The sequence below is a fragment of the Wocania arenilitoris genome (assembly GCF_021728535.1).
In the GTDB taxonomy this organism is placed as follows: domain Bacteria; phylum Bacteroidota; class Bacteroidia; order Flavobacteriales; family Flavobacteriaceae; genus Wocania_A; species Wocania_A arenilitoris.
The window spans coordinates 135,169-151,734 of the sequence record NZ_JAKKDU010000010.1 but is presented as its reverse complement, the minus strand read 5'-3'; the positions used below and the strand labels follow the sequence as shown (position 1 = coordinate 151,734).

15 protein-coding genes are annotated in these 16,566 nt (G+C 31.8%); 8 read left to right on the top strand and 7 right to left on the bottom strand.

The annotated features are described in order from the left end of the window. Window positions 1–103 precede the first annotated feature (103 nt). The 4 genes from L3X37_RS15530 to L3X37_RS10050 form a co-directional block, all read right to left on the bottom strand. Window positions 104–325, bottom strand: a complete 222-nt coding sequence (locus L3X37_RS15530; protein ID WP_500814675.1) for a transposase — start codon at window positions 323–325, stop codon at window positions 104–106. Window positions 326–504: 179 nt separating this feature from the next. Next, window positions 505–1,980: a RagB/SusD family nutrient uptake outer membrane protein gene (locus L3X37_RS10060; RefSeq protein WP_237240051.1), complete on the bottom strand. Its 1,476-nt coding sequence runs from the start codon at window positions 1,978–1,980 to the stop codon at window positions 505–507. 26 nt (window positions 1,981–2,006) lie between these two features. After that, complete coding sequence (locus tag L3X37_RS10055) at window positions 2,007–5,318, bottom strand: SusC/RagA family TonB-linked outer membrane protein (protein WP_237240050.1); 3,312 nt, start codon at window positions 5,316–5,318, stop codon at window positions 2,007–2,009. A 219-nt stretch (window positions 5,319–5,537) separates the two neighbouring features. Continuing rightward, window positions 5,538–6,707, bottom strand: a complete 1,170-nt coding sequence (locus L3X37_RS10050; protein ID WP_237240049.1) for a FecR family protein — start codon at window positions 6,705–6,707, stop codon at window positions 5,538–5,540. 131 nt (window positions 6,708–6,838) lie between these two features. On the opposite strand from L3X37_RS10050, the gene L3X37_RS10045 reads away from it, so the two are divergent. Together L3X37_RS10045 and tnpA are read left to right on the top strand one after the other, a co-directional pair. Beyond that, entirely contained in the window at window positions 6,839–7,423 is a 585-nt protein-coding gene (locus L3X37_RS10045) for an RNA polymerase sigma factor (protein ID WP_237240048.1), read from the top strand. A gap of 112 nt (window positions 7,424–7,535) precedes the next feature. Next, on the top strand, window positions 7,536–7,967 hold the full coding sequence (gene tnpA / locus L3X37_RS10040) for an IS200/IS605 family transposase (RefSeq protein ID WP_237240047.1): 432 nt from the start codon (window positions 7,536–7,538) through the stop codon (window positions 7,965–7,967). 194 nt (window positions 7,968–8,161) lie between these two features. On the opposite strand, the gene L3X37_RS10035 is transcribed toward tnpA, so the two are convergent. Beyond that, window positions 8,162–8,326, bottom strand: a complete 165-nt coding sequence (locus L3X37_RS10035) for a hypothetical protein (RefSeq protein WP_237240046.1) — start codon at window positions 8,324–8,326, stop codon at window positions 8,162–8,164. A 30-nt stretch (window positions 8,327–8,356) separates the two neighbouring features. Further along, window positions 8,357–9,196, bottom strand: a complete 840-nt coding sequence (locus L3X37_RS15285; RefSeq protein ID WP_369409890.1) for a DUF2652 domain-containing protein — start codon at window positions 9,194–9,196, stop codon at window positions 8,357–8,359. Window positions 9,197–9,208: 12 nt separating this feature from the next. On the opposite strand from L3X37_RS15285, the gene L3X37_RS10025 reads away from it, so the two are divergent. The 6 genes from L3X37_RS10025 to L3X37_RS10000 all read left to right on the top strand — a co-directional run bounded on the left by L3X37_RS10025 (window position 9,209) and on the right by L3X37_RS10000 (window position 14,868). After that, a complete protein-coding gene (locus L3X37_RS10025) occupies window positions 9,209–9,568 on the top strand; it encodes a c-type cytochrome (RefSeq protein WP_237240044.1) in 360 nt (119 codons plus the stop codon). Between the two features lie 2 nt (window positions 9,569–9,570). Next, on the top strand, window positions 9,571–10,515 hold the full coding sequence (locus L3X37_RS10020) for a pyridoxal phosphate-dependent decarboxylase family protein (RefSeq protein WP_237240043.1): 945 nt from the start codon (window positions 9,571–9,573) through the stop codon (window positions 10,513–10,515). Then, on the top strand, window positions 10,484–11,785 hold the full coding sequence (locus L3X37_RS10015; protein WP_237240042.1) for an anti-phage protein Upx-like protein: 1,302 nt from the start codon (window positions 10,484–10,486) through the stop codon (window positions 11,783–11,785). The genes L3X37_RS10020 and L3X37_RS10015 overlap by 32 nt, the downstream gene beginning before the upstream one ends. A gap of 861 nt (window positions 11,786–12,646) precedes the next feature. Then, window positions 12,647–13,255, top strand: a complete 609-nt coding sequence (locus tag L3X37_RS10010) for a YqaA family protein (RefSeq protein WP_237240041.1) — start codon at window positions 12,647–12,649, stop codon at window positions 13,253–13,255. Window positions 13,256–13,321: 66 nt separating this feature from the next. Continuing rightward, window positions 13,322–13,612 (top strand): DUF3817 domain-containing protein, encoded by a 291-nt coding sequence (locus L3X37_RS10005; RefSeq protein ID WP_237240040.1) that lies wholly within the window; start codon window positions 13,322–13,324, stop codon window positions 13,610–13,612. Then, complete coding sequence (locus L3X37_RS10000) at window positions 13,612–14,868, top strand: mechanosensitive ion channel family protein (RefSeq protein WP_237240039.1); 1,257 nt, start codon at window positions 13,612–13,614, stop codon at window positions 14,866–14,868. The genes L3X37_RS10005 and L3X37_RS10000 overlap by 1 nt, the downstream gene beginning before the upstream one ends. On the opposite strand, the gene L3X37_RS09995 is transcribed toward L3X37_RS10000, so the two are convergent. Further along, window positions 14,861–16,483: an alkaline phosphatase PhoX gene (locus L3X37_RS09995; RefSeq protein ID WP_237240038.1), complete on the bottom strand. Its 1,623-nt coding sequence runs from the start codon at window positions 16,481–16,483 to the stop codon at window positions 14,861–14,863. The two genes, L3X37_RS10000 and L3X37_RS09995, sit on opposite strands and share 8 nt — an antisense overlap. Between the last annotated feature and the right edge of the window lie 83 nt (window positions 16,484–16,566).

The window sequence follows — 16,566 nt, the reverse complement described above, 5'->3', positions numbered from 1 at the left end:
AGTTTGTTGTTTGCGAAGTGTTTCAAGCGTAGAAACAGATTCTTGTATTGTAAATTCTTTCGGTTTTGCCATAGTGAAAGATACTAAAATATAACGACTTTTACTATTTAAAATGGTATAATAGACTCATTTTAAAAAGGAGCAAGCCACTATAGCTAGGTTTACCTGTGGCACTTTGTCCTTTAGTATAATGCTTCTTTAAAACCTTTATGATTGGCTGCCAATCTAAAAGAGTATTAATTTGTGTGAAAAAGGTCCGCTTTATCTTGCGAGAACGTATATCGCAAATACTATCTGCTAGGGTTGGGTGCTTTATTAATTCCATATACAAAAGATACGAAATCTTGAGAAATTAAGCAAACACCTTGCAACGGTCTCATTTTGTGATAATAACCTAAAAAAACAGTACAAGGCCTTAATTGCTTAGTACTGTCTTTTTTAACTAATTCAAATATTTAAACGATAATCAAATAAATTATTTTTTTATTATGCCATACAAATAAATCAATAAGAAGGGTTTTGTTCAACAACTCCACCTCCTGCTTGAATAGATACGGCATCAATAGGCAAAATATATTTATCTGATATAGTAGCTGAAGGTTTTACGGTTGTTACATCAAACCCATCTATAAAATGGTATCTTACTAGGTCAAACCATTCTTCACCAGTTTCTACAGCCAATTCAATTTGCTTTTCGACACGAACAGCCTCTAGGAATTGTGATAAAGAGATAGACGCTGGATACGTTTCAAAACCATCACCGCCAGTAGAAGTTGCACCAGCTCTTATTCTTATATCATTTAAAGCTTTTAAAGCCTCAGAAGTTACACTATTACTAGCACGTGCGTCTGCTTCTGCATAAATCAAATAAATTTCGGCCATTCTTAGCAGATATACCATTTCGTATAGTTGACCAGGAGATCGAGTATTATATTTAAAGGTGTCATAACCAAAAAAACCTGAATTATATATGGTTGAAGATAATCTTGTGCCATCATGAACAATAGTTTGTCCATCTATTGTTGTAGATTTTGAAGCCTCAGCTGAAAAAGTAGGGTTTATAGATGCCCAAAATCCAGTAAAATTACCAATACCTAAAATTGCTCCAGGCTCACCTTTAGGAGCAAACAAAACTTCAGAGCTGCTAAACAGATCAGGAGTTGTATGATCTAAAAATATGTCTCCATAATTTGGTTCCAAAGCAAAATTTGACCCTGAATTATCCATAATATCTTTTGCAAGATTAGCTGCAGCTGTATAGTCTCCTTGGTATAACATTACTTTAGCTTTTAACCCTTTTGCGTAAGTTTTATTAATAAAATATTTAGCTCTTAAATCTGGAGCAGAAGCAATCGCAGCATCTAAGTCTTCAATAATAGCATCATATGTCTCTTGTACTGAACTTCTTGGTAGAGCCTCTGCCGATCTCGCGGGCTCTTTTCTAAGCACTATACCATATTTTGATGATGAATCATAAAACTGTCCCCAAAGGCGTAATAAAAGAAAGTTAGCTGTAGCTCTTATAGCTTTAGCCTCAGCTATCATAGTTGTTTTTCTATCTGGCGAAGAAAATTCACTTTCAGAAAGTTCACTTGTCTTTTCAATAAACCAATTTGTTCTATTGATCAAATCATACATACGAGTATAAGCACCTATATTTGCACTTGTGGCATCAGATAATGGATTATTTGCAACATAAGATCGTCCTTCTGGGCCGTTGTTGAAAACGAAATGATTTACAAGCATGCCGCTCATTAATCCAGGTATTAAATAAATTTCTGGATTACCACTTCCATTATTACTTTGTCGAAATCCTGCATAAACTCCTGCTAAAGCTAATTCAGCTGTTGATTCATCAACAATAGCTATTTCTGCATCTAATGTATATAGTGGTTTTATGTCATCTAAATCTTCAGCTAATTGACAAGATGATAAACACAATAGCGATAAGCAAATAGCTTTTATATATATAAACTTCATTTTTTTCATTTTTTTCATTTTAAATTTTATAAACCTATATCTATTCCTATAGTAAAAGTCCTCATTTGTGGATATGAGAACCCATTATCATTTTGCAAGTAAACTGTACTTCCTGTAGTTAGCCCATCGTTACTTTCTGGATCTATACCAGGGTAATTGGTGATTACAAATAAATTATTTCCAGATATTGATAATTTAACATTATTAAGACCTGTTTTATTCAACCAATGTTTAGGAAAATTATAAGCTATTGAAGCAGACCTTAATTTTATATAAGAAGCATCTTCAATAATTTTACTATTTCGCTCATGGGTTCTTGAGCCAAAACGCGCATATTCAGCATCGGTGTTATCTGGTGACCAAGTATTAAATACATTAGTTGTTACGTTTCTAAACAAATTAACGTTTGAAAGCTCAGCATCACCTCGAAACCATATTTTATCATTACCTTTTACATAGTTAAAGTTAAAAGTAAAGTCAAAATTTTTATAACTTAATGTGTTATTCCATCCACCAAAAAAGTCTGGGTTGATATCCCCTAAAGGCACTATATCTTCAGAAGTGATTTCACCATCTTCATTAACATCCTTATATATATAGTCTCCTGGCTGAGTTAAGCCACTATAGTAATTACCATCAGGAGCAGCTGTATTTAAAGCATCAATCTCATCTTGGGCTTGAGCAATAGAAATAATATCATAACCTTCAATAAAGCCTATAGGTTGACCTTCTTTAATACCAAAGCTACCAAAAGAAGTTGTTTGCCCTCCATTTAAAGCATCAACATTATTATCAATAAATGAAATATTAAATGAAGAATTCCATTTAAAATTTTTACTTCTAATAATATCACCACCTATTAATAGTTCCCATCCTTTATTAGAAACATCAGCTATATTTGAATTCCATCTGCTAAACCCAGTTTGTGCAGGCAGCGGGGTTAATAAAATAATATCACTAGTCTTTTTTTCAAAATAAGTTATCTCACCGCTTAAACGATCATTAAATAAACCAAAATTCAAACCTATATCTAATTGGTCTGTTTCCTCCCATCGAATTTCATCGTTTGGAATACCTGTTACAACAATACCATTTACACCATCATAAATTGAACCACCACTATTTTGTGCAGCATAATTTGCAAGAAATGTAAATGCTGGTAAATTATCTGATCCTGTGCGACCTATACTAGCACGAAGTTTGATTTGGCTTATTAGATCGTTGTCTTTTAAGAATTTTTCATTGTGTAAATTCCAAGCTATAGCACCAGATGGGAAAAATCCACTACGGTTATCTGGACCAAACTTTATGGATTTATCAGATCTTGCAGTAAAAGTCAACAAGTACCTGTTATCATAATTATAATTTATTCTTGCGAATAAAGAGTTTAGAGCTGTTTGAGAGGCGTCGCTTGATTTAAAATCTAATTGTTGCGCTGATTGGATATCCGTTAAAATTTCATCATCAGGAAAACCAGAGTAAGCTTGAGAGTCTAATTCTAATTTAGAGTAGTCGTGAGCAATACCTACAACTGCGTTTAGTGTATGTATATCATTAAAGGTCTTATTAAAATTTAAAGTATTAGACCATGAAGCGCTTATTCCGTTGTTATGTTGAATATTTAACTGCGCTCCAGCTCTACCATTAAATCGTTGATCGAATAATGCAAAAGTAGAAAACGATGGAGTAAAAGCTGTACTTTTGTCGTTGGTAATATTAATGCCTATCTGAGATCTAAAACTCAGTTCATCAATGATTTTGAATTCTCCAAAAACAGATCCAACAAAATTTTGGGCTACAGCTTTGTTTTTTGCCTTAGCCATATCTCCAACAGGATTTCTTATATCCCCTAAAAAATTTGTAATCGTAGAATATGAGCCATCATCATTAAATACAGGTAGGTCTGGTCTCCAAAATCCACCTGCAGCCAAACTATTTAAGCGAGATGTTTTGTTTATACTATAATTGTAACTAAAGTTAAATCCCGTTTTTAATCTATCATTTAAATCGGTATCTAAACTACTAGAAATGCTATATCTACTAAATTTATTACCTAACATTACTCCCTCTTGTTCGGTAACGTTAGCAGAAACAAAGTAATTTGATTTAGAAGTTCCGCCTGAAACATTAAAATTATATTGATTCCATAAAGCGTTATTATTTGTAATCTCATCTTGCCAATCTGTATCAGCATTTCCAAAGGATGGATTAAGAAGTCCTTCACTACCTTGACTTATTATATGTTCCCGAAACTGAGACGCATTTAGCAAATCGTATGTATTTAAAGGGTTTTGAATAGTTGAGTTATAGGAAAAGTTAAAATTTGTTGATTGGTTTCTTTTTCCTCGTTTTGTTGTTATTAAAATCACTCCATTTGCAGCTCTTGAACCATATATTGCTGCAGCTGAGGCATCTTTTAAAACATCTACCCTTTCTATATCCTCAGGGTTTATAGACAATAAAGGATTTTCTCTGTCTCCAGATACTCCTATACTAAACCTGTCTTCAAATCTCGGTCTAACAACAATTGGGATCCCATCAACGACATATAAGGGTTGATTGTCTCCTATTAATTGGCTTAGGCCACGAATATTTACCAATGCTCCACTACCTGGAGGTCCAGCATCTGCAGCAACATATACTCCAGGCATTTTACCTATAAAGGTTTGGTCTATTGTCTGTGATTTAATTTGTTTAATGTCTGTAGATTTGATTGAAGACACTGATCCCGTTAAATCTTTCTTTTTAGCTGTTCCATAGCCAACAAGGATAACTTCTTCTAGTTCGCTTGTATCTTCTTGTAATTTCACATCGATTACATCTTGGTTTCCAACTGTAATTTCTTGAGTTTTAAAACCTAAATAAGAAAAAACCAAAACATTATCTGGGTCTGAAACTTTTATTTTGTATACACCGTCGACATTTGTAACTACTCCAATTGTTGTTCCTTTAACTATTATTGTCACTCCTTCGAAAGGAAATCCCGATTCATTGGAAACGAGACCTGTAATCTCACGTTGTTGTTTTTTGTCCTTTGTCTTTATAATGATAGAATTATTGTGTGATAATATGACATTGAACTTATCTGCTGCAATTACACCATTTAGTAATTCACTAACTCGAATACTACCCTTTTTAAGTTTTACTTTTGGTAGACCCTCAAACAAATCAGACTTATAAATAAATGAATAATCGGTCTGCTTATTAATTATTTTAAAGACTTGGTCTATTGTAGCTATTTTATCAACATCAATTCTCACTTTGGTATTCTGAGATACGATATTGTTTGATGAAAGGCTAAAGACCGTAGTACAAAGTAGTAATAAATATATTTTCATAATTACTTTAAACAGCCTTTTTTTTATATAAAAAAGTACTGTTAATTGTTTGTTTTTCATAATTTTGTATGTTATTGATTAGTTATTTAAATTAATTAATACCACTGTAGGGAATTTGGAAGTTTGTATGTGTGAGTTCAAAGCTTCCTTTTCCCTTTTTTATTTATTAAATATCATGTTGTTTTACTTCATATTATTATATATATTTGGATTAGACTTTCATTTATTAGTTTTTACCTTTTTAAGCACAACCGTTTTATTATTTATTTCGTAGCTAATTGTACCTAGGCTACTTGAAATAAGTGATAATAAACTTTCTATGTCTTGTTCTTTTTTTAAACCTCCATTAAACCTTAATAACTCAATCTCAGAATCAGCAAAAAAAACATCGATATCATACCAACGAGAAAGTGTTATCATGATATCTTTTAGCCTCATATTCTCAAAACTAAAGACACCATCTTTCCAAGATGTTTGAGAGTAAACATCTACAGCCACAACAGCTAAAGTGTTATTTGAAAGATTTAAGACCGATTGTTGACCAGGTTTAAGAGTTTCTTTGCGGCCTTTGGAGTTAATCATTACTTCACCCTCAATAAGTGTTGAATAAATTATGTTTTCATCTTTGTAAGCTTTTATATTAAACTCTGTACCCAAAACATTAATTTCTTGACCTTTGTTTAATACTTTAAAAACACTAAAATCATTATTTGTAATAGGAGACACATCAAAATAGGCTTCACCATAAACCAATTCCACCAGTCGTGCTTGGCCTTCAATAAAAGCCACTGGATATTTTAATTGAGTTTCAGAATTTAACCATACCTCAGTGCCATCTGATAAAATCACATGGAACTGTCCACCCCGCGGAATGGTTAAATAATTATAATCGATTTTCGATTTAGTTTTAGTGTCTGAAGTATAAACTATCTGTTCTCCGTTACTATTGGCATTTTGGGTTGCGACTGTGTTTCCTTTCTCCAGTTCCACAAGAGATCCATCTCCCAAGGTTAAGGTGGCTTTATCTGTACCAACTTTAAAGTTGTTATTTACAATTATTGGAGTATTAGTGTCAACAGTGTTGTTATCACTTAAAAAGAAATATCCTACGGAAACAAATATTAAAATGGCTGCGGCGTATTTGAAAATAATTCTTTTGTTTAGTGGAATTACCTTAGTTGGTTTCTGTTTGTATTCGATTGACTGCATAACCTTTTTGTAGGCTCCATCAATATCATTTTTTAAAGTTGAAATATTAAGATCATGATAATTACGCACGTACCCTTCAAGTGTTTCTTGGTTTTTAGAGTCCTTTAACCATTCTTGGAGCTTTATTAACTCTTTATCGGTAATCGTTTCAGTAAACAGTTTTGTGATTATGGTTTTCATAAATATGTATTAATCTTATCTATCCTAAAAGAAAAATTGTTTGGCCTTCATTATACTAATGCGTATAAATTAAATAAAACCCCTAAAAAAAAATCAATTATTTTTTTAATCTTTACCAAAATTTCATGGTTATGAATGAAATAGATGCTGTTAAAACATTAAAAAGGGCTGATGAAAAAGCCTTTAAATATTTGTTTGAAAAATACTATGACCGATTAGTAGCCTATATAGTAACGTATACTCATGACCAAATGAAAGCGGAAGATATAGTACAACAGGCCTTTATTGATTTTTGGAAGGACCGCCATAAATTGAATGATATTAAATCACCTAAAAATTATCTTTATGCTATAGCTTATAACCGTTACGTTGATAGTGTCAGAAAAGATAAGAAAAGAATTAAGCTTTTGGATGATATATGGCAACGCTCTTTAAATGATAGGATTGAAGAAGATAATGAAGCCATGGAAAAGCGGATTAAAAGGATGTACTTAATAATTGATTCATTACCTCCAAGATGTAAACGAATTATTCAAATGAACAAAATGGAGGGTGTAAAATATAAGGATATAGCAAGCATTTTGGACATTTCAATTAAGACAGTTGAAGCACAAATGAGTATTGCCTTTAAAAAGATTCGTAAAGGTTTTGCAAATGACAATATGGTTTTATTCTTTATTAGAAGCTTACAGAGTGTGCTAAATTCTATAAAATAACCTGTCAAAGTTGTCAAAGTCAAGTTATCAACTTTATTGGTCTCAAATTTAGTTAAAACTATGCACTTTAGTGCATCTCGCTTTAGCTTCTAAAAATTTTTATCTTTGGTTTATGACAGAGCAAAGAGTAAATGGACATACTGTTTCTAGATTAACAGTACATATAGTTTGGAGTACAAAATACAGATATTCAGTTTTGGAAGGTGATATCCAAAAAAAGTGTAGGTCTATATTGATACAGATTTGTGATGCGGAAGGGATAAATATCTTGAAAGGGGTTGTTAGTAAAGATCATGTTCATATGCATATAGAATATCGTCCATCACAAGATATTAGCAGTATAGTAAAGAAAATGAAGGGGAGAAGTTCTCGTCGATTGCAGCAAGAGTTCCCGAAATTGCACAAAAAATATTGGGGGCGGCATTTTTGGGCTATAGGATTTGGTTGTTGGAGTACTGGTAATATTACAGATGAAATGGTAAATGAATATTTAGAACATCATCGCAAATCAAACAATGATACAGATTCTTTTATACTTGAGTAATCACGAATTGTTTGCGTACTGCTGACTTTAGTCAGATTTAAAAACCTATGGTACTTTAGTCCATAGTGGTTTAGTTATCAAAATTAAAGAGGGTTGTTGTTTCTATTTTAAGAGTGTTTACCAGTACAATATTGTTATTTAATATGTGCCTATGGAAGTAGTTAATAGCTTATTAGGGCATTCTAAAATGCAATCTACGCAGGTTCCAACAAAATACCAGAAGAATGTCCTTGCCCCTCTTTTTCTAAATTCTTGCAATATTCACTGAGATTTTCTAATGAACCTCCATAGAATTGAACAAAGCCTTTCTTTTTAAATAAATTATATAATATTTTTTTGATAAAATTCTGTTTTTGCATAATCGTTAAATTTATTCTAGTTATACTATTTCAAATACGTTGAAGCGTTATAATGAGATCAGATTTTCCCGTATGATTTGTATCAATCCATGTTATTAAATCCTTAGTTATTTTAAAGTTATGAGATGTTAAAAATGGATCATTTTCATCTTCATTCATGATACACCTATGGGTACTGCCATTTTTGGCAATCTTGCCATTTGTCTTATCACTTCCCTTAACATGAAGTATCCAGAGATGCTTAGCATGGGTGTCAGAAACAATATCGAAAACAAATTCAATGGGTGCATTTATGACGGATTCTACAGAGAGAATTTTACTCATTTTTGAATCGGGGGCATAATCTTCAATAGTAGGTTGGGGAATATGTGATTCTAAAGGAGCTAACGATAAGTAGCAGTATTTAATAGAACCAAAATCATAACTACCATTGGCATGACTTGGTTTTTCCCAAGCTACATGCTCTATTTCAACCCAAGAGGAACAGGCATTAATAAGTTGGTTGGTAATCAAAACATACTCTTTTAAAGAGATGTCATTTTTCATAAGTCGGTGAGCCACTATCAGATCTTTTCCGAAAAGTTTTGACCTGGATTTAACTTGATTAATTGATATATCCCCATAATGGATGATGAACTTTAGGGTAAGGCCATTAGCATTTATACATGCACCACATTGGCAAATTCTTTGGGATTCATATTTTCGCAAGACCACATGAAATTTAATATACATTCTTTGTACTTGCGCAAGTGTTTCAGCAGCTGTAGGTTTTCTGCCCTTTCTGTAAAAAAGGACGGCATCACCCTCAATTTCTGAGATTTGAAGATCCATTTCATTTGCATCTATAAGAGTCTCTAGTAGTTCTGTAATAATATGTTTGCTATGAGATATTTCGGTTTCGTGTACAAACTTTGTAAAACCACTTATAATGATGGAGCAGGAATGAATCGAGTTATCACTGCTGCAGAATTTATAAAAGCAAATATGCCTCTTGGCGCTACCTATAATTCACCGCAAGTAACCGATGAAGAAGCATACAATATTGCTGCATATATAAATACATATGCTAGACCTAAAAAGAAAAATAAAAAAGCAGATTTTCCGAATATTAAATTAAAACCAGTCTCGACGCCATATGGTCCTTGGGCAGATAATTTTCCTTCGGAACAACATAAACTTGGTCCTTTTCAACCTATAATGTTATATTATAAAGAAAAATACAACATAATAAAAAGTAAATAAAAATGAAAGACGATATTATTCAAAATCAAATGTTTCAAGAAATAAAAAACAAAGAAATATTTAAACAAGCACATCAATATACTTTTGATTACTTAGATAATATTTTTGATAGAAATGTATATCCTACTGACGAAGCTTTAGCTAATTTATCAAAGTTTGATGAAGAATTTCCTCAAGAATCGACTAGAGCTTCATCCGTACTATATATGCTGAACCAATATGGCAGTCCCGCTACTACAGCTACTTTGGGAGGAAGGTATCATGGATTTGTAATAGGTAGTGCATTGCCTGTTGGTTTAGCCGCTAAAAATTTAGGGACTATTTGGGATCAAGCTCCTTCAATGAATGTTCTATCTCCAATTGGAAGCAAGCTAGAAACAATTGTTGAAAAATGGCTCATAGAATTATTCCATCTGCCAAACAAATCATCAGCTGGATTTGTGAGTGGAACTTCTACTGCCAGTTTATGTGGTTTAGCTGCGGCCAGATATCGAATACTACAAAGAAATAACTGGGACATAAATAATAAAGGTTTAACTAATGCTCCAAAAATTAGAATTGTAACTGGTAAACAAGCCCATTCTACGATATTAAAAGCTATAGGTATACTAGGATTAGGGGTAGATAATATAGAATGGGTAGACGTTGATAATCAAGGTAGAATTATCGCTGATTTAATGCCAGATTTAGATGAAAATACAATATTAATTCTACAAGCTGGTAATGTTAATAGTGGAGCTTTTGATGACTTTGAAACCATTTGCGAAAAAGCAAATAAAGCTAACTCCTGGGTGCACATTGATGGTGCATTTGGATTATGGGCAAATGCTGTTGAAGAATTAAAATACTTAACTAAAGGAATTTCAAAAGCAACCTCTTGGGCAGTAGACGGTCACAAAACTTTAAATACACCATATGATTGTGGTATTATTTTATGCTCAGATTAGATGTTTAATTGAACATATAGCTGCATGTCCAGGAAAAGGTAAGCTCATACCAAGCCAGGAAAATATAGATAATTTACTAGCAATGATGGATCAAATAATTAATTGGGGAATGATTGGTGATCAAGTAAATTATGATTTGTTTGAAATAAAAATAGATGTCTTAAAGTCTGGAAGAATTGGTACAGATAAGATTTTATCAGAACAAGTATTCAAACCTTATAGTTTGTCAAAGTCAAGTGAAAACGTTAATGATGCAATAAAAAATTATAATAATAATTATGCTGACTTGCCAGAAGATGATAGAACAGATGTTTTTACAAAAAAAACAGAAGAAGCATTTAAAGATGAGTATGGTGTTACTTTAACTCAACTAATTCAATTCACTCAAGCATTGAGTGGTGTTTGTTTTTTCAAGGACCCAGGATGTTCTATTTTTTATGAAGACGAATTAATTACAGAAATCATAAAGATATTGCCAGAAATAAGTAAAGAGGAAGTAATTGCACTATTAAATCATTTTTCTTTAGGTAAAAGGAAGCACATTATGGAACTTCCTGAAGGAATGGAAACTTATGATATTTTTCCTTGGAGATTTAATCGAAGATTATCGCTAAATCAAAAACCTCTTGTGAAAGTTTATGATGTAGCAAAGAATAAAAACAAATATTACGTAGGACCACGACAGTTAATAAAATCAGGAAAGTTTTTACTTTATTTGTTTTATTCAGGAAAGTTAAGAGCTAAACCTGAAGGTAAATTAATAAAAGTTATAGGAAGGAATTTAGAAAAAAAAGGAGAGGATTTTACAAATGAAGTCTTTGAGTTTTTTAATGATAAGAGTGAAAATTCTTTGATTGATAAAGAAGTTGAAATAAATACTAAATCTCAATTAAAGCATTCAAAAGATATTGGCGATATCGATGTTTTAGTAATTAATAAAGAATTAAAAAAAATCTATTTACTTGAATGCAAGAATACTGAAGCTGCAAAAAATGTTAAGCAATTAGTAGAAGAGGTAAATAACTTATTTGGAAGTGAATCAAAGAAAGGGTGGATAAAAAAGCATAAGGAAAGGTATGAATGGGTTATAGCGAATAAAGATTTGCTTGGAGTAAAATATAAAATTGATTTAAAAGAGTTTGATGTTATTCCAATTATATTAACATCGGAACAATTAGCAACGGAATTCCTTAAAAAGGAAGAATTGCCCTTTAAATTAGTAAGTTTTTATAATGTTAATGATAAATTATTCAGTGCTTTTGAAGATTAATATTATTATGTAAAATAGAATCTCGATGTTAAACTTGGCCTCATAAGATTTTGGCTAAAACAATAGGAGAAATGAGCGTCCATATTTTAGGGGTTTAGTTATACCGTTTCTTGAAAGTTTCAATTACACAAGGGATTTCAAAGCAATGTTAACCAGTTACAATGTTTCCAAAAATATAGCGAATGAGCCGTTAATTGTTTCCAAAATTATATGCAGCCTTGAATTTTTGTTTCTTTTGTTTCAAGACAAAAGATAATGAAAGAAGAAAAAAAAGATTAATTGAAGTTCTAAATATAACAAGTGCATAGAATTTTATTTTTCTTAAAATTTATGCTCTTGTGGCAAGCTTACGAGAATCGTTTAAAATTTTTCATGACGTACATTTTATCGAATACGCGATTTTTAATGAGAGCAAAAAGGTTAGCTTTTATTTTGGCGTTGGCAAGCGTTGGATAATTGTGTGTAAAATAAATTGCCAGAGCAATTTGATTTTATAAAACAATCGAGCGCTTGGTAGCGGCTATTTTACATAACGGCTTATTATAGATACATAATGTTTTAAAAAACTCTGTGAAGCAAACCGCTTAATAGTTTAATGACCCAAGTTCCAATTATTCTTATGAATACGAATACTTCTGGGATATTTTACATAATACTACATTATAGCTATCAAATGGATAAACCATCATAAATACTAAACAATACATTTGTACTATAATTTATATTATGTAAAATAGAATGTTTATTAGCTATTCTGATTACTCTTACTTTCTAGTTAATAAAAAACAAATTAACAAAGTTTACTTTTTTAACAAATTGTCAAACTGTATATTTGTATCCCCTAAAATTTATCTAATTTAAATGAATTCTAAACCAAAGCAAAAATCTAGACTGAAGCTCTTACATCAGTACTATTCTTATACTGGATTTTATTCTTTTGTATGGCAAGCCGTTAAAAAAGCTTTGCCATATATATTTGGTGCTATAATTCTAGTTTATGTAGTAAATCATTTTTTTAATATTAATGATGCTTTAATAAAATTAACCGAAATTTTACCCTCTCAAGGAGTCCTAAGTTTCTTCTTCGTATCTGAAACATTTTTAGGTTTAATTCCACCCGAAATATTTATAGCTTGGGCAGGAAAAATGTCAAATCCATGGGGCTACTTAAGTATTTTAGCCATACTCTCCTATACTGCTGGCTTGTTATCGTATCATCTTGGAAAAATGATTACCAAAATTCCTTATGTACACAACTATTTAGAGGTAAAAATGCAAAAACAGCTAAAAAACTCTAGAAAATGGGGTGGCTTTTTAATTATTGCAGGTGCATTACTTCCGCTTCCTTTTTCAATATCATGCATTGCTGCGGGCATTATAAAATTTCCTTTTAAAGTAGTAGTACTATTTGGAGCTTTACGTTTATTGCGGTTTGTAATTTATGGACTCGTCATTTTCAACGCACTATAAAAAAGTCTTAAAATACATTTTTATAGTCTTTTCTGTACTATTTTTGCACAAAATTAATTATTACGTATGTTTTCTTTTATCAATATATTCAGAATTGTTGCCCTTTTTGAGGGTCTTTCATATATCTTATTATTATTTATTGCCACTCCCATAAAGTATTTAGCAAACAATCCGCAGTATGTAAAACTCTTGGGTATGCCTCATGGTATCTTATTTATTGCATATATTGTCTTAGCTTTTGTTTTTAAAAAAGATTTTTCTTGGAATAAGAAACAGTTTGCAATGGTACTTTTAGCATCTATTATTCCGTTTGGAACATTTTATATTGATAAACATTTTTTAAAACCTGCAAAATAATGAGTAATTATAAATATTTACTTTACGACTACTTCCTATCTGTTGGAGCTTCAGAAACCACAGCAGAGTATTTAAATATGCTTGCTCTATTACTTGTTTTATTAATTGCTGTGTTTATTGCAGATTTTGTAATTAGAAAGCTCATTAGAGTTTCATTTACTCAATTAGCTATTAAAACTAAAACTAATTTTGATGACCTTTTAATAGCTAATAAAGTTCCAAGGAATATTGCGCACATAGTCCCTTTATTAATTGCTATTGAATTTATACCAACTGTTTTTTTTCATTTTCCTTCTTTTGAGGATATTGTTGAAAAAGGATTAAAAGTATTCGCCATTGTTTTAACACTTTGGATTGTTAGAAGTTTATTAAACACTCTAAAAGATTACTTAAAAACTTTACCAAACCTAAAGGACAAACCTATAGATAGCTATATACAAGTATTCATGATTTTTGCATGGGTAGCAGGTTTTATGTCTGCAATAGCTATTGTTTATAAAATTGATTTTATTGATTTTCTAACTGGCTTAGGTGCTGCATCAGCAGTTATTTTATTGATTTTTAAAGACACTATTTTAGGTTTTGTAGCAAGCATTCAAGTCTCCATAAACGATATGGTTCGCATAGGTGATTGGATTACATTTGAAAAATATGGCGCCGATGGTGATGTTATTGAAATAACCTTAGCAACAGTTAAAGTTCAAAATTTCGATAAAACCATTACAACAATTCCAACTTATGCACTTATTTCTGATTCGTTTAAAAACTGGAGAGGCATGACAAGTTCGGATGGAAGACGAATTAAAAGAGCTTTATTTTTAAAACAAAGTAGTGTTAAATATTTAACCGATACAGATATTCAAGAACTCAAAAAAATTCAGTTAATCGCATCCTATTTAGAAACTAGACAAAGCGATATTGAGTCTTATAATGTCAGTAATAATGCCGATAAAGCACTCTTATTAAATGGTAGAAACCTAACTAACCTTGGGGTTTTTAGAAAATATATCGATGCTTATTTAAATCAGCATTCTGCAATTAATAAAGATATGATGATTATGGTGCGCCAATTAGCACCAACAACACAAGGAGTTCCTTTAGAAATTTATGCGTTTAGTAGCGATAAGCGTTGGGCAAACTACGAGTATATTATGGCAGATATATTCGATCACCTAATTGCAGCACTTCCCTATTTCGATTTAGAAATTTTTGAATTACCTAGTAATGCAACTATCAATATTCAAAACCCTAGTTAATAACTAGTTTTGAAGTTTCTTTATCATTCACCTTAAAAAGGTAAAGACCTGATTGAATATCACTAAGGTTAAGTTTCACTTCGCTTAAATCACTATAGTCAATATCCAATATTTTCTTTCCTAAAATTGAGTACAGCTTAACGTTATTAATATCCTCGCCTTTTATTATTAATTCTCTTGATGAATTTACTGGGTTTGGATAAAATGTATAAGCTTTATCAAATTGCCTATCATCGGTAGAAAGAGACGATCCTAAATTTCCTGATAGGGCAATAACCAAACTAGTCCCTTTATCAAAATTAACTATGTTTCCAGCAGCATCAGACTGATTAGCTACGTTGGTTGGATTTGGAGCCATAAACGACATAAATAAGTATTTATAATCTGGCGTAAATGTAATACCTGTAGGCTCAGCATCATGTGGAGTAATACCAAACAATTCAACTTGCGGGCTCACTTGTGTATGTCCATTTTTAACAACCCAAATATAAAATTGTTTACTCCCAGAGTTATCATCTTGAAGTACCCAAAGATTTCCGTCTCCATCAAAAGCTAAATTATCATTGCCTCCTCCCCAGGCTACTGATGTGGTGCTAACTCCATCATTAATATCATAGCTCATGCCACCAACAAATGTTTCCATAGTAACAGTCGAAGCAGATGCTTCAAGTGGATCAGAATCTGAAAACCTATAAACTCTCTGGTCTGGAGCACCTTTAACAGCAAAGTAAATCATACCATCTGGACCAATTTCAACATCTTCTATACCTTCAAACACTGTAGCTCCGGCTGCCTTACTAAGGCTATTGGTAATATTTCGATGTGCTGGTAATTGATGTGAAGGATTTGTACTGTCATTAATTAATATCCATGAACCTACACCACTTTTAGAGCCTGAAAACACATATAGATTACCAGCACTTAAATCTTGAGCATTTGTTGCAACAAATTTATATAAAAAGCCATGTCCAACGGTATCGTCTGCTCCTTGGTAAACTGTTCGGTTATTAGAATGAATAGCAACATTTTCATGCTTAAAATTACCCATGGCCCAATGTTTGCCAATTACTGTTTTTGTTGCTGGATTAATTTCAATATTCCAACCTACATCATTATAACCATCAAAATTAAAATCTGTTAACCCCGTACCTCCTTCATTATAAGCAACTTCCTCACAAGAAATTACTGTTCCCCAAGAGGTTACGGTACCAGAACAGTTTGCTGCCGTACCTCCAACTGCTGCGAAGTTTAAATCTTCTGATGCGGTTGTCTCCCACAATTTAGTAGTAGCATTAAAATTGATATCTAATATTTGTACGCCTCCTCCTCCATCAGTTAATATACTTCCTTCTGAATTTATACTTAAATAACCATTAGTACTACTACCAGAAATAGGTACATAAGCAGTAAAATCTGGTTTTACTTTAAAGTTACCACCTGCTGTTAAGGGGTCTCCCGTTTCTATAATCTTTTGAAACTTGTGAGTAGACGGAATTACAAATTGATCCGTTTGTGATGCTGGCGTTACTGATGTAAAATCACCAATGTTTTGAGAATAAGATGAATAGGTAGTTAAAAAGAAAAGGGACAGCATTGTAATTTTTAATAGCCTCATGATTTCTATTTTTAAAATTAATACTGATAAAACCAACCATAAAAAAATGGATTTAGAATAAAGTTACTAAATCCATTTTTAAA